Source organism: Streptomyces sp. NPDC044003, from assembly GCF_056435185.1.
The window spans coordinates 111,211-131,466 of the sequence record NZ_JBWKFA010000017.1 but is presented as its reverse complement, the minus strand read 5'-3'; the positions used below and the strand labels follow the sequence as shown (position 1 = coordinate 131,466).

At 69.7% G+C, this 20,256-nt stretch carries 19 protein-coding genes; 12 read left to right on the top strand and 7 right to left on the bottom strand.

Features of this window, described 5'->3' with window-relative positions:
- Nucleotides 1–673 precede the first annotated feature (673 nt).
- Both AC07AW_RS38850 and AC07AW_RS38845 read left to right on the top strand, forming a co-directional pair.
- Complete coding sequence (locus AC07AW_RS38850; RefSeq protein ID WP_478820172.1) at nt 674–1,336, top strand: MarR family transcriptional regulator; 663 nt, start codon at nt 674–676, stop codon at nt 1,334–1,336.
- Nucleotides 1,330–1,746: a hypothetical protein gene (locus AC07AW_RS38845; protein WP_478820171.1), complete on the top strand. Its 417-nt coding sequence runs from the start codon at nt 1,330–1,332 to the stop codon at nt 1,744–1,746. The genes AC07AW_RS38850 and AC07AW_RS38845 overlap by 7 nt, the downstream gene beginning before the upstream one ends.
- Nucleotides 1,747–1,893: 147 nt before the next feature.
- Here the strand turns inward: AC07AW_RS38845 and AC07AW_RS38840 are convergent, their stop codons facing one another.
- From AC07AW_RS38840 to tap, 3 genes are all read right to left on the bottom strand, one after another.
- Nucleotides 1,894–2,415: a hypothetical protein gene (locus AC07AW_RS38840; RefSeq protein WP_478820170.1), complete on the bottom strand. Its 522-nt coding sequence runs from the start codon at nt 2,413–2,415 to the stop codon at nt 1,894–1,896.
- 143 nt (nt 2,416–2,558) lie between these two features.
- Nucleotides 2,559–3,113 (bottom strand): telomere-protecting terminal protein Tpg, encoded by a 555-nt coding sequence (tpg, locus tag AC07AW_RS38835; RefSeq protein ID WP_478820169.1) that lies wholly within the window; start codon nt 3,111–3,113, stop codon nt 2,559–2,561.
- A 109-nt stretch (nt 3,114–3,222) separates the two neighbouring features.
- Complete coding sequence (tap, locus tag AC07AW_RS38830; RefSeq protein ID WP_478820168.1) at nt 3,223–5,370, bottom strand: telomere-associated protein Tap; 2,148 nt, start codon at nt 5,368–5,370, stop codon at nt 3,223–3,225.
- Between the two features lie 418 nt (nt 5,371–5,788).
- On the opposite strand from tap, the gene AC07AW_RS38825 reads away from it, so the two are divergent.
- The 4 genes from AC07AW_RS38825 to AC07AW_RS38810 all read left to right on the top strand — a co-directional run bounded on the left by AC07AW_RS38825 (nt 5,789) and on the right by AC07AW_RS38810 (nt 9,964).
- Nucleotides 5,789–7,036, top strand: a complete 1,248-nt coding sequence (locus AC07AW_RS38825; RefSeq protein WP_478820167.1) for a ParA family protein — start codon at nt 5,789–5,791, stop codon at nt 7,034–7,036.
- On the top strand, nt 7,033–8,136 hold the full coding sequence (locus tag AC07AW_RS38820) for a ParB/RepB/Spo0J family partition protein (protein WP_478820166.1): 1,104 nt from the start codon (nt 7,033–7,035) through the stop codon (nt 8,134–8,136). Before AC07AW_RS38825 ends, AC07AW_RS38820 begins: the two co-directional genes overlap by 4 nt.
- A 139-nt stretch (nt 8,137–8,275) precedes the next feature.
- Entirely contained in the window at nt 8,276–8,992 is a 717-nt protein-coding gene (locus AC07AW_RS38815) for a 4'-phosphopantetheinyl transferase family protein (protein ID WP_478820165.1), read from the top strand.
- A gap of 186 nt (nt 8,993–9,178) precedes the next feature.
- Nucleotides 9,179–9,964 carry a DUF6008 family protein gene (locus AC07AW_RS38810; RefSeq protein WP_478820180.1) on the top strand — a complete coding sequence of 262 codons (786 nt, stop codon included), beginning with the start codon at nt 9,179–9,181 and terminating at the stop codon, nt 9,962–9,964.
- 58 nt (nt 9,965–10,022) lie between these two features.
- Here AC07AW_RS38810 and AC07AW_RS38805 read toward each other — a convergent pair whose 3' ends face one another.
- The 3 genes from AC07AW_RS38805 to AC07AW_RS38795 all read right to left on the bottom strand — a co-directional run bounded on the left by AC07AW_RS38805 (nt 10,023) and on the right by AC07AW_RS38795 (nt 13,583).
- Nucleotides 10,023–10,676, bottom strand: coding sequence for a MerR family transcriptional regulator (locus AC07AW_RS38805; RefSeq protein WP_478820164.1), 654 nt, complete (start codon nt 10,674–10,676; stop codon nt 10,023–10,025).
- Between the two features lie 23 nt (nt 10,677–10,699).
- Nucleotides 10,700–12,211 (bottom strand): hypothetical protein, encoded by a 1,512-nt coding sequence (locus tag AC07AW_RS38800; RefSeq protein WP_478820163.1) that lies wholly within the window; start codon nt 12,209–12,211, stop codon nt 10,700–10,702.
- A 448-nt stretch (nt 12,212–12,659) separates the two neighbouring features.
- On the bottom strand, nt 12,660–13,583 hold the full coding sequence (locus AC07AW_RS38795) for a ScbA/BarX family gamma-butyrolactone biosynthesis protein (RefSeq protein ID WP_478820162.1): 924 nt from the start codon (nt 13,581–13,583) through the stop codon (nt 12,660–12,662).
- Between the two features lie 144 nt (nt 13,584–13,727).
- On the opposite strand from AC07AW_RS38795, the gene AC07AW_RS38790 reads away from it, so the two are divergent.
- Both AC07AW_RS38790 and AC07AW_RS38785 read left to right on the top strand, forming a co-directional pair.
- A complete protein-coding gene (locus AC07AW_RS38790) occupies nt 13,728–14,357 on the top strand; it encodes a ScbR family autoregulator-binding transcription factor (protein ID WP_478820161.1) in 630 nt (209 codons plus the stop codon).
- On the top strand, nt 14,354–15,313 hold the full coding sequence (locus AC07AW_RS38785; protein WP_478820160.1) for an NAD-dependent epimerase/dehydratase family protein: 960 nt from the start codon (nt 14,354–14,356) through the stop codon (nt 15,311–15,313). The genes AC07AW_RS38790 and AC07AW_RS38785 overlap by 4 nt, the downstream gene beginning before the upstream one ends.
- 27 nt (nt 15,314–15,340) lie before the next feature.
- On the opposite strand, the gene AC07AW_RS38780 is transcribed toward AC07AW_RS38785, so the two are convergent.
- Nucleotides 15,341–15,961, bottom strand: a complete 621-nt coding sequence (locus AC07AW_RS38780; protein WP_478820179.1) for a TetR family transcriptional regulator — start codon at nt 15,959–15,961, stop codon at nt 15,341–15,343.
- Between the two features lie 356 nt (nt 15,962–16,317).
- Here AC07AW_RS38780 and AC07AW_RS38775 point away from each other — a divergent pair, with 356 nt between their 5' ends.
- The 4 genes from AC07AW_RS38775 to AC07AW_RS38760 all read left to right on the top strand — a co-directional run bounded on the left by AC07AW_RS38775 (nt 16,318) and on the right by AC07AW_RS38760 (nt 20,223).
- Entirely contained in the window at nt 16,318–17,541 is a 1,224-nt protein-coding gene (locus AC07AW_RS38775; protein ID WP_478820159.1) for an IS701 family transposase, read from the top strand.
- A 77-nt stretch (nt 17,542–17,618) separates the two neighbouring features.
- Nucleotides 17,619–18,062 (top strand): winged helix-turn-helix transcriptional regulator, encoded by a 444-nt coding sequence (locus tag AC07AW_RS38770; RefSeq protein ID WP_478820158.1) that lies wholly within the window; start codon nt 17,619–17,621, stop codon nt 18,060–18,062.
- A 106-nt stretch (nt 18,063–18,168) separates the two neighbouring features.
- Nucleotides 18,169–19,146 carry a DUF1702 family protein gene (locus AC07AW_RS38765; protein WP_478820157.1) on the top strand — a complete coding sequence of 326 codons (978 nt, stop codon included), beginning with the start codon at nt 18,169–18,171 and terminating at the stop codon, nt 19,144–19,146.
- Nucleotides 19,147–19,236: 90 nt separating this feature from the next.
- On the top strand, nt 19,237–20,223 hold the full coding sequence (locus AC07AW_RS38760) for a DUF1702 family protein (RefSeq protein WP_478820156.1): 987 nt from the start codon (nt 19,237–19,239) through the stop codon (nt 20,221–20,223).
- Nucleotides 20,224–20,256: the final 33 nt, after the last annotated feature.

The window sequence follows — 20,256 nt, the reverse complement described above, 5'->3', positions numbered from 1 at the left end:
GAGCGTCACGGCCGGTACCACCCGAGACGCAGCAACGCTCGTGCCGCCTACGGTCCGCACAAGACCACAGAGCAGCACGCGAAGCCGCCTCAGCCACGAGCCTTGCCTGTGGCGCCACAGGAAGCCGCCTACGGCGCCGCGCAGTCGTCGACCTTCCCGCCGGGAGGCCGACGGAGCGAGGGACGGCCTGCGGGCCTGTGGGGGGTCTGCGCGGGTGCAGTGGGTGCATGGACCGGGTGGCGGCCACGGACTCAGGCGCCCTGGATACCGGCGCACCGCCAGCTGCTCGTGGTTGGTGCCGTCGGTAGCGGGGTCGACCACGAACCCGAGGCCCTGGTGTCGCCTCGCGCGCACGTGCGTCTTAAGGAAAAGAGAGCCCTCGCAGAAAACCTGCTCTGACCTGGGCTTTTGCGGAAGGCGATGTGTTGGCGCTGACACATTGACCTGCGGAAATGTGTCCGTGGTGCCACAGCGACACCCGTATTTGCCAACCTTGCTTGTACAAGTGAGGAACGCTGCTGGTGAGGGCTGGTTTCCAGAGAACACGCCCCGAATCCGTTGTGTTGGCGTCGACACCAAACCGCCACGCCAGCATGTACAAATCTGCCAACCGAGCTTGAACAACTGCTAGTGTCCGGCGCGACCCCCAAGATCGAGGACAGGACCACCGTCGATGCCCCGCCAGCCCAAGCGCCCTACCGCCGGCCGCGGCAAGGCCCGGATCGCCGCCGTGCCGCCTGGTGGCGACAGCGCCTTCCGCGAGACCCTCTCCTCCCGGCTGGGCAAGGACATCAAGCCGCCCACCCGCAAGCGGCCGGTGCAGCAGATGGACGTCAGCGTCCGGTACACGTACCGCGCGCCGCACGACATGTATGGGCGGTCCGGCTACAGCGTGGTGTCCAACGACTTCCTCGCCGACGTCCTGGCCGTGCTCATCGCGCAGCACGGCATGTCGCCGATCCAGTCCGCGGTCCTGCTGTGGTGCATCGGCCGGCAGCGCGAGGGCTGGCTGCGCGCCACGCACAAGAAGATCGCCGACAAGCTGGGCGTGGAGCGGTCGAACGTGACCCGGGCGATCGGCCGCCTGGAGCAGTGGCACATGATCCAGCGCGTGGACACTGGGCTGATCTTCGTGAACCCGATGCTCGGGTTCGAGGGCAACGGAGACGTACAGCGCGAGATCCTGGACTCCTTGCGCGACAAGGAGACCGGGAAGCTGCCGGAAGACGTCTTCCCGGCCCTGAACGCCCCACCGCCACCGCGCAGCATCCAGCTGGAGCTCGCTGTCGAAGACGGGGAAGATGAAGTGGTCGACGAGGAGGGGCGGGCATGCTGATCCAGGCGAGCGCCGGTTTCGGAATGCTGTACCGGCTGGACCTCACCAAGGCCGCGACGGACCTCCTGAGCGCCCTCATCGAGCGCCAGGAGCCCGGCGGCGAGGTGAACGCCTCCCAGGCCGAGCTGGGGGCCCGCGTGGGCCTGTCACGGAACTCCGCGAACACCGCGATGGGACTGCTGGAGAGCAGGAACCTCGTACTGAGGCCGAAGGACCGCAAGTACCGGACCTACTACCTCCACCCGTACATCGCCTCCTACGCCTCCCAGGAAGAGCTGGAAGAAGCGATCGAGGATGCTGCCGAGCTCATCGAGGCCGGCGAACTCCCCGAGATCACCGTTCCGCTGTACGAGACCGCGCCGCCCAAGCGCCAGAATCAACCGCTCCGGGCTGTGCGCGCCGTCGGCTGATGCCGCCCGTCAGCACCCCCGGGTGATGACCGACCACGGAATGTGCCCATCTCCTGAGCCGGCCAACCTGCTCGGCAGAACGGTGCCGCACTCACAGTGCGGCACCGTTCTCGTGCGGGGGCGAGACCGGCGCCTGCCGCCAGGTCGCTACTGGTAGGGGCCGGTCTCGTGATGAATTGGGCATCCGGACGAGAAGCGCGGTGGGTCTTCGAACTGCTCGGCGTTGAGCTGGTACACGTACTCCCAGCCGTGCTCGTCGTACTCCGCGACGTGCACCGGTTGTTCGGAGGCCATGCCCCTCTCGTCCGTTGCGATGTACGGGAAGCGGTGCCGGGCCGCAGCGACGCGAGGATCGGTGGTTCGCGGCAGAAAGGCGACCGCCGGATTGATCCAGAGCCTGGCGACACCGTCGACCTGGCCGTCGAGGGCGAGGTAGCGGCGCTCGACCAACCACTGGACCCACCCGCGCAGGGTGGCCTCGTCGGTGTCGAGCTTCTTCGCCTCGACGGCGCAGTCCAAGATGACGGGGGCGTCCCCTTCCAGCTTCGTTGCCAGGATGATGAGCAGCTGCAGCAGCCTGCCCGCCTCGGAGGAACGACGGCGCCGTTTCGGCGTGTCCGGCGGCCGGCTGGCCATCTGCTCGTGAACGTACTGAAAGTCGGCGGCCATGAGCGCCGGCCCCTGACAGACGGTTTGATCACAGGTGCAAGGTCCCATGGCATGAGAACGAGCGTCACGCGTCTCGGGCTCGGCCTGCACTAGCGGCAGGTGTTCGAGCTGGTCGGCCTGACGGCGCCGGTTGGTCGGCTCTTTCAGAATTCCAGATCGAGGTAGTCGATGTCGTTGATGGCGACGTCCGAAAGTCCCATGGCGCGGCCTCCGCCGTCCTGGAAATAGATTTCCTTGAATCCTTCGGCGATGATTCCGCGCATCTGCTGGTCGGTCGCACCCGCGTCGCCGGCGTCGAACAGGCGTTGCGCGTAGGTCGCGGGGAGGTGGACGGTGAGGCGGCGGAAGCGGCCGTCGTCGGTGGTGCCGACGGGTGCGGTGTAGCCGAAGCGGGCGCGGGTCTCCACTGTGATGCCGGTGGTCGTGGCGGCCTGCTTGCGTCGGCGCTTGCGGATCTGGGGCTGCCAGCGGGCTCGTACGGCTGCTTCGATCTTCGTGGCGACGTCCTTGGGCGGGTGCTTGCGGGCGCCGCGGCGGTAGCGGTTGACGGAGTCGGCGGTGACGCCGATCTCCTGTCCGATCTCCTTCGGGCTCAGGTACTTGAGCAGGAAGTTGATCCGGGCCTGGAGCGACTTGGGCGGCTCCTTCGTGAAGTGCTCCTGGTCGGCGCGCTCCAGGGCGTCGTCGATCTCTCCCACGGTGGTTCAGCTCCCCTCGGGGGTCGGGTCCTGGCCGTCGGGGTCGACGGGCCGGAACCAGGTCTCGCGCGTCTCGCGCAGGGCGGGGTCGGTCTCGGCGGCCGTGGGCTTACTCGCCCTCGTCCAGGACGGCGTCGCCGCCCTTGATGTGGCGGGCCGGGTTGAGGCCCTGCTCCATCAGGTCGACCGCCCACAGCATCGACTGGACGCCCTCCAGCTTCGCCAGGCCCGGCGTCGGTCCGAGGCGGAAGGCGCCGGGCTGCGGCTTGCCGGACGCGGCGTACGGCAGGAAGTCGAGCGGCGAGGCGCCGGGACTCGGGTAGACGACGCAGTCGGAGAGCACGGCCAGCGGGTACAGGCCCGTCATCTTGGCCATGTTCAGCAGCTTGCGGTGCATGTTGACCCGGGCCTTGGAGATGACGGCGGCGCGGATGTCGGGGCGCCAGGTCGGGCGCATCATGGCCGGCCACGGGTCGCCGTCCTTGTAGTTCTTGCCCTGCGGGTTCTCGAACAGCTTCCCGATGCCGCCCTTGACCGTGGCCTTGATGGCGGACAGCACGGCCGCCATCGCGGGGTCGATGTCCTTGTGCCGTTCCATCGCCGCCAGGAACTCGGCGTCCGTGAGGTCCTTGGTGACGCCGAGGTCGGCGAGGGTGTCGACGTAGGCGGTCTTGAGCCGGTCGTGCCACGGGTCCAGGTACGCGCCGGTCTCGCGACGCAGGTACGCCTCGATCGGCTCGACGTTGTAGCCGAGCTCCTGGGCGTAGGCGACGGTGTGCGTCTGGTACCAGGCAGGGCCCGTCGGCCGGGTGCCGTCCGGAGTGAACGGCGAGGGCAGGCGCGGGTCCAGCTCCACGTGGGAGAGGTCGACCAGCCAGGAGCCGGGGACCTTCGGGTAGAACTTCGGGCCCACGAAGTGGTCGGGGGCGGACAGGCCGACGACCAGGCGGGCGGCGGCCGCGAGGAAGGCCGTGTTGAGGTCCAGGCCCACCGCGTAGGGCAGTGTGCACTCCTCGTCGGTGAGGAGGTCCACGTTCCGCACCCACTGGTACGCCTCCTCGTGCAGGAAGCCGCCCTTCCAGCCGGAGTGGTGGATCGCGGGGTGCTCGGGCTGGCCCTCCGGCGGCGCCGGGTCCATCGGCTCGGTGCCCAGTGAGCCGGGGTTGTGGCCGGGGATCCAGTTGCCGGTCTCCTCGTCGCGCACCGGCCGGGTCGGCGGGCGCAGCGCGGTCATCAGCTCCAGCCCGGAGACGGCTGTGGAGCCGCGCGGGGTGATGACGCGTTGGGCGTAGACGCCGAGGACGCGGGCGATGTCGGCCGGCTCCATCTCCGTCTCGGTGACGCCGGGCCAGGAGCGGGAGTCCAGGGCGTCCCACGGCAGGATCGCGAGCTGCACGCACTGACGGTCTCGGCCCTGGGCCTTGCGGTAGACCCGGGCCCACGGGCCGAAGCCGCGCTGGGTCAGCTGCCACTTCGCCTTGAGGATCTGCTTGACGACCGGGTGGTCCTCCCCCAGGCGCAGGCCCCGCCGGTCCTCCAGGCGCTCGGGGAGCCCGAACTTCACGGCCGCGGAGGCGGTGAGCACGAGCAGCGGGTCGGAGTCCTTGCCGTGACGGTGGAGCTTCGGCGCGCCGAGGCCGGACTCCTTGAGGGTCCACTCGACCAGTTCCACGATCGTGGTCGCCGGACAGTCCAGCACGATGCCGCCGACCCCGTACGCCGTTCCGTCGCCGTCCAGGACGGCGAGCGGTCCGTTCGGGAACCGGGGGTCGAGCGCGGCCGGGGTGGCCTTCGTCGTCGCTGCCGGACGCCTCGACGACGCGGGGCGTGTGGCCGGGCGGGCGGGAGGTTCGGGAGTGGCCGGGGCCGTTGCCGGAGCGGAGGCATCGGGCGTGGGGGTCTCGGGCGCGGCCGGGCCGGTGAACGCGGCCGGCGCCTCTGGCTGGGGCACGACGGCAGGGGTGTGCGTGGTCACGGCAGGGGTGTGCGTGGTGGAGGCGCCGTGCGCGGGGTACTTCTGCGCCCAGCCCTTCAACAGCCGCTGGTACGCGGACAGGCGCGGTCCGGTCGGCTCGCTCCGGCCGTTCTCCCAGTTCTTGATGCTCTGCGTCGACTTCAGCTCCAGGGCCTGCGCGAGGCGCGTCTGGGTGATACCGGCGGCCTCGCGCAGCCGGGCGCGCTCCGCCGGAGGTGGAAGCTGCGGCTCCTCCCCAAGCAGGGCGTCGATGTTCGCGAACAGCTCTTCCTCGGATGCCATGGCACTACCTCCAGCTTGGACAGTAGCAGACTTTATCCCAATCTTTAACTCGAACATTTAACCCTTCCGGAGGTTGTTCAGCCTGGTTCCGACAGGGCGAGGAGAATGCGAACAATCTTTCCGTGGACGGCCCGTTGGAAGTGAATGCCGTCTCCCCCGTGCTGAACCAGGTCGAGCAGGCCTCGAAACTCCTCGCCACCTGAAGCCCCTGACCCACCAGACCGGCCTGCGGCGGCCGCCAATACGAAGCCAGACCGACCCGCCCTCAGCCTTGCGACCTATCACGGCGTGATAGGTCGGACAGGGTGGCCAGAGCGAGCTGAGGGGTTATCACGCCGTGATAACCCGACGGAAATTCGTTACCTTGCTAACGTGTCGATGGCTGAAGTTGATCTAAGTCGTTAGTAGAGTGACGCCCATGACGTCACCTGGAACGGGCGGCGACCGGGAGAAGGTCGTCACCAAACTCACCAGCACCCTCCGGCAGGACCTGAAGGTCCGTGCCGCCCTTCACGGCCTCGGCATGCAGGACGCGGTGGAAGCAGGCATCACCGCCTGGCGCGGCCTGGGTTCGAACCTCCCCCCGGTCGACACCGCCGGCGCGGAAACCTACGCCACCTTCCTCCCCGCCGCACTGTGGGACGGCTTCCGCGACGACTGCAAGGACCGCGGTGTCTCCCTCACTCAAGGCATCGCGCAGGCGGTCACTCTCTGGCTCGACAACAACCCCGTCCCAGAGGTCAAGCGCCCGGCAATGGTCCGGCGCATCATCGTCTGCAACCAGAAAGGCGGAGTCGGCAAGACCGCCATCACCGCCGGCCTCGGCGAAGCTCTCGCGGAGAGTCCTACCGAACTCGTCCCCGTCCGAGTCTCCAAGCACTTCGCCGCGCTGCTCGAAGAGGACGACCGCCCCGACGATCCACTCGCCCTGGAAGACCTCCCCGGCCTCGGCCAGCGCGTCCTCCTCGTCGACTTCGACCCCCAGGGCCACCTCACCAAGCAGCTCGGCCACGAACTGCTTCCCATGGGCGAGGACTCCCTCACCAATCACATGGCCGGCGAGGCCAAGGGCGAACTGAACGACCTCATCGTCTCCGTCGGGGAAGACCGCTTCGGCAACAGGCTGGACCTCCTGCCCGCATGCACCGACGCCTTCCTCCTCGACGTCCGCCTCGCCTCCGTCCGCGCCCGTGAAGCCTCCCTCGAACGCGCTCTGCGCACCGCCGAAGCCGATTACGACGTCGTCGTCGTCGATTGCCCCCCGAGCCTCGGCCTCAGCATGGACGCCGCCTCCTACTACGGACGCCGCCGCGACAACGAGACGGTCGGCAACTCCGGCGTCCTCATCATCGTCCAGGCCGAAGACAGCAGCGCCGATGCCTATGGCCTACTCACTTCCCAGATCGAGGACATGCGCGGCGACCTCGCCCTCGACATCGACTATCTCGGCCTCGTCGTCAACCACTACGACGCCCGCCGCGGATACATCGCCACCTCCTCCCTCCAGTCCTGGATGGACATAAAGGATCCTCGTGTCGTCGGCGTCATCGGGGACCTCAAGGAGCAGAAGGAAGCCGTTCGCGCCAAGCGACCCCTCCTCGCCTACGCACCCCGGTGCGATCAGTCCGTCGCCCTCCGAGCCCTCGCCCGGGAGATCAGCAAGTGAGCAAGGTCAAGAACCTCGGCGCCGGCGCGTCCTTCGCGCAGGCCCGCCCCATCAGCGCCCGCCGCGCGGCGATCGGCGCCGCGACAGCCGCACCCACCGAAGGCGTCCCGGACCCCACCGAGCTCTCGCTCGACCTCATCAGCCAGAACCCCGACAACCCGCGTGAGGAACTCCGCGATCTCGAGGGCCTGGCCGACAGCATCCGCGAGATCGGCCTCGTCAACTCCATCACCGTCGCCACCGTCGACTCCTATCTGGCCGAACGGCCTGAACGAGCCGACGACGTGGACGACGGCGCCCGGTACATCGTCGTCGACGGCCACCGCCGGCTCGAAGCCGCGCGGATCGCCGGAGCCACCACGATTCGGGTCAGCGTCAACAACGAGCTCGTCGCCACCGACGAAGCCCTCCTCGAAGCCGCGTTCGTGGCCAACGTCCATCGCGACGACATGAACCCGATCGAGCAGGCCCATGCGCTGAAGACGCTCGTGAAGTTCTACGGCTCGCAGAACAAGGCGGCCAAGCGCCTCGGGATCGGTCAGTCGACCATCTCCTCCAAGCTCTCGATCCTCGACCTGGACCTCGAACTCCAGGCAGATCTCGTCGAAGGGCGCCGGACGATCGAGCACGTCCGCAACCTTTCCAAGCTGACGCCCGAGGAACAGCGCGCGAAGGCCGATGCCCGAGCGGAAGCAGCGGAGCGGAAGGCCACCGCCAAGCGCGACCTATCACGCCGTGATAACCCGAGCGCCAGGGACCACGGTTCCCTCACGGACGAGGTGCCCGCGCCCAGGGGCGCGACGGAGGCGTCGACCGCTTCACCCGCGCCGGAGAGGCCGGCGGTGCCGCAGAACACGTCCGTTCCGCAGGTCCAACCCGTTCCGGCGGTGCCGCTGCACGACGGCACCGCGCTGATGGATCTGGCCTTCGACAGCCTGGCACCGGAACAGCGCAGCGCGTTCATCCAGCACTACTTCAAGCGCAGCACGGGAGTAGGTGCCGTCGTGGCGGATCTGAGGGCCGACCTCGGGCGGCCTGCGCGCGCCTCGCTCGCGGCTATCCTCCAGGAGGTCGCCACCGGCCTCCTCCGAGACGCGTAGCCCCCGGCATACGAAGCCCCTGCTCTCCCTCACGATCGAGAGCAGGGCCTGCCCGGGTGCCGGTTCCGACGGTACGGAACTCTTGGAACCAGAGCACGTTCGGGACATCCGCCTCCTGGGCGGGGAGGGGAGGAGCCGGATGATCCGCTCCGCCGGGGAGGCGACCAGCGTTCGGAACGCGGGCAGGCCGGTGTGGTGCCCGCAGAGCGGCGTGCGGGTGTGGGCCTTGCGGGTGCCGGCCGTCTCCTGGACGTCGCTCGACCTGTCTGCGCTCGACCGGGAGGAGCGCCGTCGGATGGACGCCTTCGTCCGGGACGCCGACCGGCTGCGGTACGGATTCGCCCACGCCGTGCTCCGTACGGTCCTGTCCGGCCTCACCGGAACGGCACCCGACGCGCTCCGCTTCGCCCGTGCCTCGTGCCCGTGCTGTGGCGGGCCGCACGGGCGTCCCGTGCTCACCGTCCCCGCACCCGAGTTCTCGCTGTCCCACAGCCGGGACATGGTGCTCGTCGCCACGGCGTCGGAACCGATCGGTGTCGACGTGGAGCCCACGCCGGAGCCCGAGGTGGTGGAGGAACTCGCGAGGATCCTGCACCCGGCGGAACGCGGGGAGATCGAGGCCGCGCCTCCCGAGGGTCGGCCGGTGGCCTTCGCCCGCCTGTGGGCGCGCAAGGAGGCGTACCTCAAGGGCCTGGGCACCGGTCTCGGCCGTGATGCCTCGGCGGACGACGTCCGCGGCGACCTCCCGGGCTGGCGTCTGACCGATCTCCCGGTGGGCACCGGTTACGCGGCCGCCCTCGCGGTCGGCTCCCCGATGCCTCGCCCCGTCCGTGTACACCGTGCCCTCCTGATGTGACCGACCGGTCGTGCCGCCGAGACGTCCGCGAAGTCCGCACACATGAAGTGGCCGGAGGGGAACCCGGGTCCCTAGCGTGGCGAAAGCTTCACTCAGGACTGATCGACCGAGACCCGGACAAGGAGTCCACCCATGGACCTTGCGCAGATGGCGCACGAAGGACATGGAGCACACAGTGGCCACGAGATGGGAGGGGCGGTCTCGTCCCTCGACACCGTGGGCGCCGTCCTCTTCATCGGATGGGCCGTGGCCATGTGGGCGGCTGTCGTCGTGCTCGCCTACGCGAACCGGGGGGTGGTGCGACCCTGGCTGTACAAGACCGCAGTCGCCGTCATCGGTCTCGGTGTGATCGGGCAGATCGGCCACTTCCAGGAGCACGTGACGCAGGCCGGCTACTGGGTGGCGCACCCGTACTCCCCGGCCTGGATGACCCCCTGGGCGACCAGCCTCGCGCGGGGCATGGGGCAGGTCGACCCGACCAAGCCCGCGCTGGGCATGGAGATCCTGCACCTGACCGGCAACTTCATCTTCCTCGCGGGCCTCGTCGGCATCGTGCAGATCACCCGGCGGGCGACCGGGCACCTCAAGTCCCGGAAGTGGGCCAAGATGGGCGTCTGGATGCAGGGCATCCACGGTGTCGAGCACATCGCCCTGACCCTGTCCGTGGCGCTGGGTGCCAGCCGTGCGATCGGCCTGTCCACCTGGTTCGGCACGATCGAGCCGGGGCCGGCGCTGGTGACCTACCGCGTGTGGTGGCACTTCGTCGCCAACCTGATCGGCACCGCCATCCTCGCCGTGTCGCTGTACCACCTGCGGAAGGAGAAGCGCGCGGTCAAGGCCGGGTACAAGGAGGCCGAGTCGGGGAAGTCCGAGGCTGAGTCGGAGAAGTCCGCCGACTTCGAGACCTGCTCGTTGTTCCCCGTCTCCGAGGGCGGCGTCGTGCGCGAGCCGGCCGGGGCGGGCCGCTCGTAGCCGGGCATCGACCGAGGGGTGTGGGGCCGTACACCGTGCGGCCCCACACCCGTTCAGGTCAGGCCTCGGCACCGCTTCTCCCTGCTGCCACGAGCGCCGGGGACGAGGCGGTGCCGCTTCCGTTCCGGGCGAGGCCACGCAGAGCGGACAGGAGCACGTCGCCCAGTGCGGTGCCGACGACCAGGCTCTCGGCACGGTTCCCGTCGCCATCGCAGGCCCGCAGGATCTCGTCGTCGATCGCCGCCGCTCTCTGCGCCGCCTCCGCGTAGTCGTCGAGGCGGTCGGCGAAGCGGTCCTGGCCGAGTTCCCTCAGGGTGTCCAGCACCTCGACGACCGTGGCGAACTCGGGGCTGTCGGCAGGAGCGGTCCAGCCCCGCTGCTCCGTGAGAGAGCGGACCTTCGCGATGGTCCGCGGATCCGCCGCAAGGGTGGCGAGCGGGCCCGCGTGGGGCTCCCTCGCGACCATCGCCCTCAGGTCGACCGAGCCGGCGGGGCTGTCCAGCGCCGTCACGATGTCCCGGATCCTGGAGACCGTCAGGCCCCCGAGGTCGAGCAGCGCACGGATCAGGCGGAGCCGGTGGACATGGTGCTCGGTGTAGCGGGCCTGGTTACTGCTGGTGAGCCGGCCGGAGGGGAGCAGCCCCTCGCGGATGTAGTACTTGATCGTGGCGGTGGAAACACCGCCGACGCGGCTGAGTTCCGCGATGCGCATGCCTGCTCCTGGTGGTGTGGGGGTCACGAAGTGCCGGCCGGGACGCGCTCGTCCTCCGGCAGGCCGACTCCCGACTCGAGGCGGCAGCGCCAGCACAAGCCGCGCGGTGCGGGACGACCGCAGGTTCCCTCGCGGCCCCGGCAGCCGATGCCGATCGCCGCGGCGGGCACGGGGACCACAGCGAGGCCGGGGCGAGGCCGACAGTCCGCGCACAGGCCCGAGTTGCCGGGAAGGTGAGGTCGCTCGCAGTCCGGGCAGCACTCCACGATCCGCAGCGGGGCCGCCGCGGGGCGAACCGCAGAGGTGCCGTGCGGGCCGGCTTCGGCGAACGGCGCTGCAAGGGACTCGGTGATGTCCTCCCGGCGGGCCGCCGACCGCTCGGCGATCACCTCCCGGCAGGCACGGCACTCCGCGCCGGTCGACCAGAGGGTGCCCGTCTCGCAGTCCGGGTCGGAGCAACCCCAGCGGGGGAGTGCGACGCCCAGCAGCCAGCGGCCGGGGTCCCGGATGTCGGCGAGGAGGGTCTGCGCGAGGCGGTGGGTGAGCCGGGCGCGCAGGCGGTGGACCTCGGTGCCGTCGTCGAGCTGCCGGCCGATCTCCTGGCCGATGCGGCGCTGCACGTACGCGTTGACCCCGGTGAGCAGGAAACGGACCGGCTCCAGGACGCTGTGGAGTCTGGAGCTGAACGTCAGCTGCGGTCCCTGGTACGTGTTCCTGCTGCTGCTGCTGCGTGTCGTGGGGGAGGGGCTGGGGGTTTCGCCGACCGCGCGAAGCGCGCGATCACCTTGTGTCCCGACGGGGCGCGGTGCTCCGGGGCCCTTGTCCACAGGCTTGTCCACCGGTACTTCGCCTACGGCGGGTGACACGGACGGCGCTTCGTTCTCGGGTCGGTCAATCTTCAGGTCTTCCTTGTTCGCGAGCGAACGCGCACCAAGGTCCGGACCTGATCGGTCATCAAGGACGGAAGAGGCCTTCTCCTGTGGGGCGTGGACGAGGAAGAGGTGGCGCCCCTGGGCTCCGGCCCGGCGCTGGACGGTCATCCAGCCCGATGCCGCCAGCTCGTCGACGATGCGGCCCGCCGCCTCGGTGGTGATCGCGCGGCCGACACGGGGGCCGGAGTGATGGCGCAGGAAGCCGGCGAGGACGCCCTCGGTCAGGGGGATGTTCCGCATGACGGCGTACGCGATGACGGCGTAGGCGCGCAGCAGGCGGGGCCGCAGGTGTTCGCTCGCGGCGACGGGCAGCCAGATGAACCGCTCGGTGGACCGCAGGGGACGGACCCGGCGGCGCGCGGTCGTTCCGCGTCCGCCGGGGAGGGACCGGCGGCGGCTGTCGGGCAGCTCGATGACACCGTCGGGAGCCGGGGCGCGCAGCTGTGCGAGGCCGCGCTGCACGGTCGAGGCGGAGAGACCGAGGTACGACGCGAGAGTCGCGACGCCCGCCGTGCAGCCCTCCTGGCGCAGGCCGAGCGCCTTGACCTTGATGTAGACGCTCACGGCGGCATCCGTGTAGTGCGGGGACTCCACGAGCCGCATCGGCACCTTCACCCGACCACGGGGGAGGGGGCTGGGATCGGCGGGAGCGTTTCCAGCGCGATTCTGGCTGGAATCTATAGGTGAAAAATGGCTATTAAAACCACTATCGGTCGCGTAAAGGTGCGCAAGGGGCTGGAGAATCGCGGAACTTTGGTTCATCATGAGGAGGTCTCCGTACAGGGAGGCACGACAAAGCCGCTGTGCGGCGGCTTAGTGGTTCTGGCAGAACCTGTTGACGCGCACGTATCTGGGGTGGCACCCAGAACGGGCCTTCGCCCGTCGAGTTGGCAGCTCGGCGGGCGGTGTGAAATGACCTCGGACCTCAGTGGTGGCTCACTGGGTGAGGTCTGGTTCTCGCTGTCCCGTTACATCCCTTCCTCCCGTGTTCTTTCGGCCCGTCGAGGCGGCCGACTGCGGACTGGTCCCGACGATCCGGCATCGCGACCGCTCAGAGAGCGGCGACGTCCATGACCTCGATCGTTCCGTTGAACGCGAACGCGCCTCCCTGGAGGGCGTTGACGCGGATGGACCGGCGCTCGGCGGAGGCTTCGGTGCTGTCCACCGGCTCCGCCTCGATCCAGCACGGCTCGCCGAACTCGACGTAGCGGTTGAACGATATGTCCATCGACGTCGGCATCGTGGTTCTTCCCAGCGGCTGCGTGGCGTTGGACGCCTGCCGGACCGCCTCCAGGAGCAGCATGCCCGGCACGTGGTCCACGGCGTGATCGAAGAGGACCGGGTGGCTGGTGTCGACACGGAGCTGCCACCGGCGGCGTTCCTCGGTGGGCGACAGGACGATGTCCTGCTTCCGCAGCCGGCCGACGCTGCTGCGTGAGACGGGCTCCGGTGGCTGGGGGGCGCCGGCGAAGATCTCGGCGACGTCACTGCGACCGGCGCGCATCCGCTGGTAGACGGCGGGGGAGTGACAGCCGAACCGGGTGCTCACCATGGCGACCAGGGAGTCGTTCCGTACCACCTCGAGGTGCATGGTCATCATGGCCGGCAGCTGCTTGTGGTAGCGGATGTCCGAGAACACCGCGTGGATCTGCAGGTCTGCCGGAGTGCGCTCCATGCGCAGAGCCTGAGGGTTGACGGCGAACTGGAAGCGGGACCAGCTGAGCTGGTAGCCGAAGGGAACGTTGTACGCGACGTGCGTCAGCAACGGGAACGTCTGCCGCACCGTCTCGCACAGCAGGAGCGGGTCGTACATGCCGTGCTCGGAAACGTAGAAGCTGTGGCTGCGCGGCCATTGAGCGCTGACGGTGAAGGTGTCAGGTCCGACCTTGTTCCACCCTGTCAGAAAGACCTCTGACAGAGCTGCTCGGTGCACGTACTCCTTGGCGACTGTAGTGGTCAGCGTCGGACGTGTCACGGCAGGACGTTCCGATGTGATGAGCATGCCTCTCCCCTGGGGCGTGCGTACGTGAAGGCCCTGAGTCCGGTCTACCGATCGCCGGGGCCAGCTTGTAAAATAAGGGCGTTCGTTTTTTTTGTCGAGAGAGGCAGGTCTGGTCCGATGGACGAGCCGAAGCAGGAACGGGCGGTGAAGACGCGGGAGGCGATCCTGTACGCGGCTGCGGAGGTCTTCGACACCTACGGGTACAGCGGGGCCAGCATCAGCAAGATCATGGAGCGCGCCCAGGTCACGCAGGGAGGGATGTACTTCCACTTCAAGTCCAAGCTGGGGCTGGCGCAGGCGGTGCTGGCACATCAGCAGGAGTTCGTGCACTTCCCGCCCCAGGGCCATGACGGGCTGCAGCTTCTCGTCGACCTGAACTTCTTCCTCGCTCGCGAGCTGCAGACCAACGTGCTGTTCCGGGCGAGCGTTCGGCTCGCCGTCGAGCAGGGCGACTTCGGGATGCGGGACGACACGGCGTACCAGGAGTGGGTCGACCAGTTCCACGGGCTGCTGTGCGCAGCGCGTGAAAAGGGCGAACTGCTGCCGGGCACCGACGAGCGGGAGTTCGCGAACGTGCTGGTGGGTGCCTACAGCGGTATCCAGGTGTTCTCCAACGTCGCCTCGGGACGGGCCGACCTTCAGTCGCGGCTCACTTCGATGTGGCGCTATCTCCTGCCGGCGATCGCCACCCCTCAGGCCATCGCCGAGCTGCGGTTTCCGCAGGACGTACAGGAGTTCGCGGCGTGAGACCCACGCGTCTGGTGGTGACGGGGGCCACCGGGTTCATCGGATCGGCCGTCCTGCGGGAGCTGGGGCGGCTGCGTGACGAGGAGGCGCTCGACCTCGTCGTCCGGGCGGTGGGACGGCGGTTACCCGACGAGCTGTCAGGAGCGGACGAGTGGGCCGACGCCGATCTCGCGGATCCTCGCAGTCTTGCGGGGGTCTGCGACGGGGCGGACGCGTTGCTGCACCTGGCCGCGCTCGTCGACGCCCATGAGTCACCGTGCGTCGCCGTCAACGAACGAGGGACCGCTGCTCTGATGGGCGAGGCCGTGCGCTCCGGGGTGAGCCGGGTGGTGCACCTGTCCACGGCGGCGGTCTACGGCCTCGGGCCACACCGGGGGATCGCCGTGGACGAGGTCGCGCCGGCTCCCGTGTCCGCCGCGAGCCGGACCCGGCTCGCCGGTGAGGCCCACGCTCTGGCGACCGGAGCGACTGTCCTGCGGCCCGGCCTCGTGCTCGGGGCAGGTGACCGCTGGGCCGTGCCCGCGCTCGTCGAACTCCTCGACGCGGTCCCCGCCCTGTGGGACGGGGGGCGGGCGAAGCTGTCCCTGGTGGCGGTCGAGGACCTGGCCCGGCTGATCGCACACCTCGGGTCGACCGGCGCTCTGCCCGGCGGGCGGATCTGGCACGCCGGCCATCCCGAGCCGGTGCGCCTCGCCGAGCTCGTCGGAACTCTGGCCCGCCACGGAATCCTGCCGTCCCCGACGCGGGAACTGCCGTTGGACGCCTGCCTGGAACAACTGCGGGCGTCGGACACCCGCCTGAGTGAGCGACAGTTCTCCCTCTTCGCCCAGGACTTCTGGTTCGACAGCCGTGACCTCTGGCGCGTCTCCGGCTGTCCCGCGGGTCCGGGGCCGCTGGATCGGTTGGCCTCGGCCGCGGCATGGTACAGATCCCAGCCGATGGACCGGACGGCCTGACCGAGCACCGCCCGGTCCACCGGACTTTCAGTCCGCTTGCGCGGGGCTTTCCGACGAGCCCGTCTGCCGTGGCACGGCCGGCCCTTCGGCGGAGACGCCGACGAGCGCCAGGTGCCAGACACGCTTGAGCTGCGCGACAGCGCTCTCGAACGCCGGGTCCGAACCCATCCGCCTCCGCAGGTAGGCCTCGGCTCCGCTCGTCAGATGCTCCACGAGCGTCGTGACGTCCGCGGGCAGTGCATCCGTGCGAAGTTGGCCGCTTTCGTACGCCCGGTCCAGCAGCCCCCGGACGGTGGGCAGCCAGGCGTCCGACCAGGCCTCGGTCCCCGGGCGTTCCCGGCCCAGGCGGATCGCGGCGCGCACCGACGGCTCCTGCTCCATCAGCCGGGTCAGTTCGAGGGTCAGGTCGATCACCATGCGCAACGGTGTCATCGGCTCGGCCGACAGGCGCTCCAGGGCGGCCAGCGTGACCGAACGCCCCTCCTCCTGCACCGCGTCCGCCAGGTGCACCTTCGTGGGGAAGTGGAAGGTGACGGCGCCTATGGACATGCCCGCCACCGAACTGATCCGCGACAGCGACGTCCCGTCGTACCCGTAGAGGTCGAACTCCTCGGATGCCGCTCTGACCAGGGCCTTGCGCGTGCGCAAGGCCCTCTCTTGTTTCACCACACCGTCTCCCGAGGAGGGCTCGTCGCCGCCGGACATGTAAGGACGCTGACTCTGGCCCGGCGGCGCACCGTCGGGGTGTCCCGTGAGGAACAGACCTTCCCCCTCCGGTCCAACGCTGCCCTTCCTTCCTCTTGGGGGCAAGGCCGAGTTGCCCAAGATGTCGTCGATCCCCGCAGGTCACAGGGGTGGGCCGGGCTTCGGGCGCGGAGCGCGGCGGAGGCCGACTTGGCGAAGTGCATGCGGCAACTCTCCTGAGTCGCAAAAAAAAGAGGGTGTTCGCTATTATTTTAGCCGGGACGGCCGCCAGGGCCGAGAGCAGGGGGAGGGAACAAGCCATGGTCGCGTACGCTCTGACGGCCACTCGCACCTCGGTGCCGGTGTTCGCCGAAAGGATCTTCGAAGGCCTTCCGCGCGTCGACCAGCGCCGTTGGGCCCAGGCCTACATGCAGGGCCTGTTGACGACCCCCGGGAAGAAGTCGGTGCGTCGCCTCGCGGCCGCCATCTCGCCCGAGCCGGCGGTCTCGCAGTCGCTGCACCAGTTCGTCAACGCCAGCCCGTGGGACTGGATGCCCGTGCGGGCGGAGCTCACCCGCTGGGTCGAGCACGAGATGACGCCGCGTGCCTGGGTGATCGGCCAGGCGGTCCTGCGCAAGCGGGGCGAGCACTCCTGCGGTGTGCACCGCCGCTTCCTGGCCTCCACCGGCCGCTCGGTGACCTGTCAGGTCGGCGCGGGCATGTTCCTCTCCTCGTACGACCAGGCCGTGCCCGTCGACTGGCGCCTGATGCTGCCCGGCTCGTGGACGAAGGACCCCGAGCGCCGCGTCCGCACCCGCATCCCCGCCGACATCGGCCCCCGCTCCGTCGAGCAGCACGCCCTCGACCTCGTCGACACGGCGGCCGGCACCAGCCGGACCGCGACCCTGCCGGTCGTCGCCGACCTGGAGGCGCTCGGCGGCACCAGCGCCACGGCCCTGGTGCACGGACTGGCCCTGCGCGGGCGCGACTTCGTGGTCGCCGTCCCGGACACCCTCCAGGTGGTCGTCGGACGTCACCTTCGACTGCAGCGTCCTCAGGGCGGCGACGGTCAGGGTCAGGGTCAGGGCCTGGTGCTGGCGGCGCGCAACCTCTTCGAGTTCGACGCGGGCACGCTGACCCGCGTGGAGAGCGTCGGCCCCTGGGACGGCCGTGGCCGGCACTCCACCGTCATGTCCAGCTTCGTGCGCCTGCCCCATCCCGGCCGGGGAGGCGAGCGGATCCACCGCACGTACCGGCTCTTCGCGGTCCGCCCCGACAACGGACGGCGGCCCGTCCAGCTGTGGCTGACCAGCCTCACGCACGCCCGCATGGAGTCGGTGCTCGCCCTGACCCGGACGCTCGAGCACGCGGGGGAGTCGGTGCGGGAGATGTCCGACGACTTCGGCCTGCAGGACTTCGAGGGGCGCTCCTACCCGGGCTGGCACCACCACATGACCCTGGTCTCCGCCGCGTACGCCTACAGCCGCTTCAACCAGCGCCCCGCTCCCACCGGCGGCGGAGAGCGGCTGCTGGTCGCCGCCTGAACGAACCGGGCCGATCCCGGAACGACTTCGCCAACTCGGGTTCCTTCACGCAACCCGCCCCGTCCTAGAGTGAGCGCATGCTGAAGCACACGTACGAGGGACAGGACTGCAACCTCGCCCGGTCCCTGGAAGTGATCGGCGAGCGCTGGACCCTCCTGATCGTCCGTTCGGCGCTGCTCGGCAGCGCCCGTTTCGACGGGTTCCTGTCCCACCTGGACATCGCGCGCAACGTGCTCTCCACCCGCCTGACCCGGCTGGTCGAGTACGGGATCATGGAGCGCGTGGCCTACCAGGACAAGCCCGTGCGGTACGAGTACCGGCTCACCCCCGTGGGCCGGGACCTGACCCGGGCCGTCATCGCCCTGATGCAGTGGGGGGACCGCAACCTTCCGCAGGAGCTGGGACCGCCGCGCCGCGCCGACCACATCGGCTGCGACGGCGCCGTCCACGTCGAGCTGCGGTGCACGCACTGCGGGCGTGCCGTCCACGACGAGGAAGTGGACGTCCGCCGCATCCGCTGAGCACCGCACGGGAGCGCAACGGGGAAGATGCCGCCCCGCGCCGGGCTTGCCCACGATGGCAGCCCCCGCCGCCCACGACCGTGGCGGCCCGTACGAGGAGGCGTCCGTGCCCGCACTGGGAACGCTGCGCAGGCTGATCATGGCCCCGTCCCTGGACGACGTGAGTTTCGCCGGGCGGGGCTTCTCGGTGGAACCGACGGAGCGCACCCGGCAGCTGGAGGCCGTGCCGCAGGCCGTCGTGACCGGCTTCGAGTGGGGCATCGAGGACAAGGACCTGGCGACCACCGAGCGCCGGCTCGCGCTCGTCGACCCGCTCAACCGGGGCTTCGCCTACGAGGGCGCGACCATGGCCTGCGCGATCCGCGACACGATGGGCCCGAAGGGCCACCGCACCGGTGACCTGCTGCGGGGCGGCGGCAGGCCGCACATCTTCCTCAACTACATCGGCATCGGCTTCGCCATGGCCAAGCTGCCCAGGCCGCTGTGGAAGAAGCTCGTCCCCGACCTGACCGAGCCGGAGTTCTACCCGGCAATGAGCTGGCTGTGCGTGGACGGCTACGGCTTCGACCGGGCCTACTTCGACACCGACACCTGGGTCGGCGGACAGCGACTGGACACCCCGTACGACTGGGACGGCGACGCGTCCTACTGGCAGCGCGCCTTCGACCAGGGAGTCGGCCGCGCGCTGTGGTTCATCCACGGCGGCCACGTCGGCAACGTCTCCGCGGCCGTCCGGGCGTTCGCCGGCGACCGGCGGGCGGACCTGTGGAGCGGCGTCGGTCTGGCCGCCACCTTCGCGGGCGGCACCACCGCCGCGGACCTGGTCGCGCTGCGCGAGGAGGCGGGGGACCTCGCCGGTCACCTGGCACAGGGATCGGTCTTCGCCGCCAAGGCGCGGCACCACGCCGGGTTCGTCCCGGAGCACAGCAGCGCCGCCGTGCACGCGTTCACCGGGCGCACCGTCGAGGCCGTGGCCCGCCTCGCCGACGACTGCGCGGCGTCCGCTCCCGAAGCCGGTGTCGGACCCGCCTACGAGGTCTGGCGTGCCAAAGTGCGCACGCAGCTGAGCGCCGTCGTCGTTTGAGCACATCGGGAGTAGACGCCCCTCCCGGACCCCTGGCTAGATTCGATTCGCTGGGGGATTTCAGGGATTCGAGAGGGGCGGTTTACCGCTGTGTCCAGTGCTTTTGGTGCGCTGCGCCGCAAATTGCTCACGCCTCCTGTTTCCGAGACGACCATGGAAGTACGTGGATTCCATGTGAAGAACGCGGAAGCAAAGGCGCGGCTTGAATACATCGGGGAGGTGTTCCTCCAGGGGTACGCGTACGCCGTGGAGGCGGGATCGCCCGCCGAGGCGGAGGACCTGCTGGAGACCGTTCCGAGAGACATGCGAGGCTTCGCCTACGAGGGCGCCGGCATGGGCGCGGCGGTGTACGACTCGCTGCCCGGGCACAGCGGCCGTCTGGAGGGGCTGCTGGCCGGCAAGGGCCGCGACCACGACTACATGATCTACGTCGGCGTCGGCTGGGCGATGGCCCGCCTGCCGAAGTTCCTGTGGCCCGACATCCGTGCCACGGACCCGATGCTGCGCTGGCTGGCGCTGGACGGCTACGGCTTCCACCAGGCGTACTTCAAGACCGGCGCGTACGTGCGCACCCCGGAGATCCAGCACCCCTTCCGCTGGAACGGCGGGCACAACCACTACACGCTCAACGCGGTGGACCAGGGCATCGGCCGCGCGCTGTGGTTCGTCGGCGGCACCGACCCCGACGTCGTCACCCGCCTGATCCGCGCCTACCCCGAGCGGCGCCACAGCGACCTGTACGCGGGTGCCGGGCTCGCCTGCGCCTACGCGGGCGGCGTGACCGAGGACGAGCTCGCGCGCTTCGCCGAGGGCGCCGGCGAGCACCGCTGGGCGCTCGCCCAGGGATCCGCCTTCGCCACCGAGGCCCGCGTCAAGGCGGGCACGGTCATCGACCACACCCACCTCGCGGCCCGTGTCGTGTGCGGCACGACGGCCGAGCGGGCGTCCCAGGTGTGCCGGGACACCCGGCCCCAGGCGTCCACCGGGGGCGCGTCCCCGGCCTACGAGACATGGCGGCGCGACATCGCCGCGGAACTCGCTTCTCTCTCGCTCATTTCGAAAGGTGCCGACCAGTGACGGTCACAAAGAACTGGCTCCGCAGGAATTCAC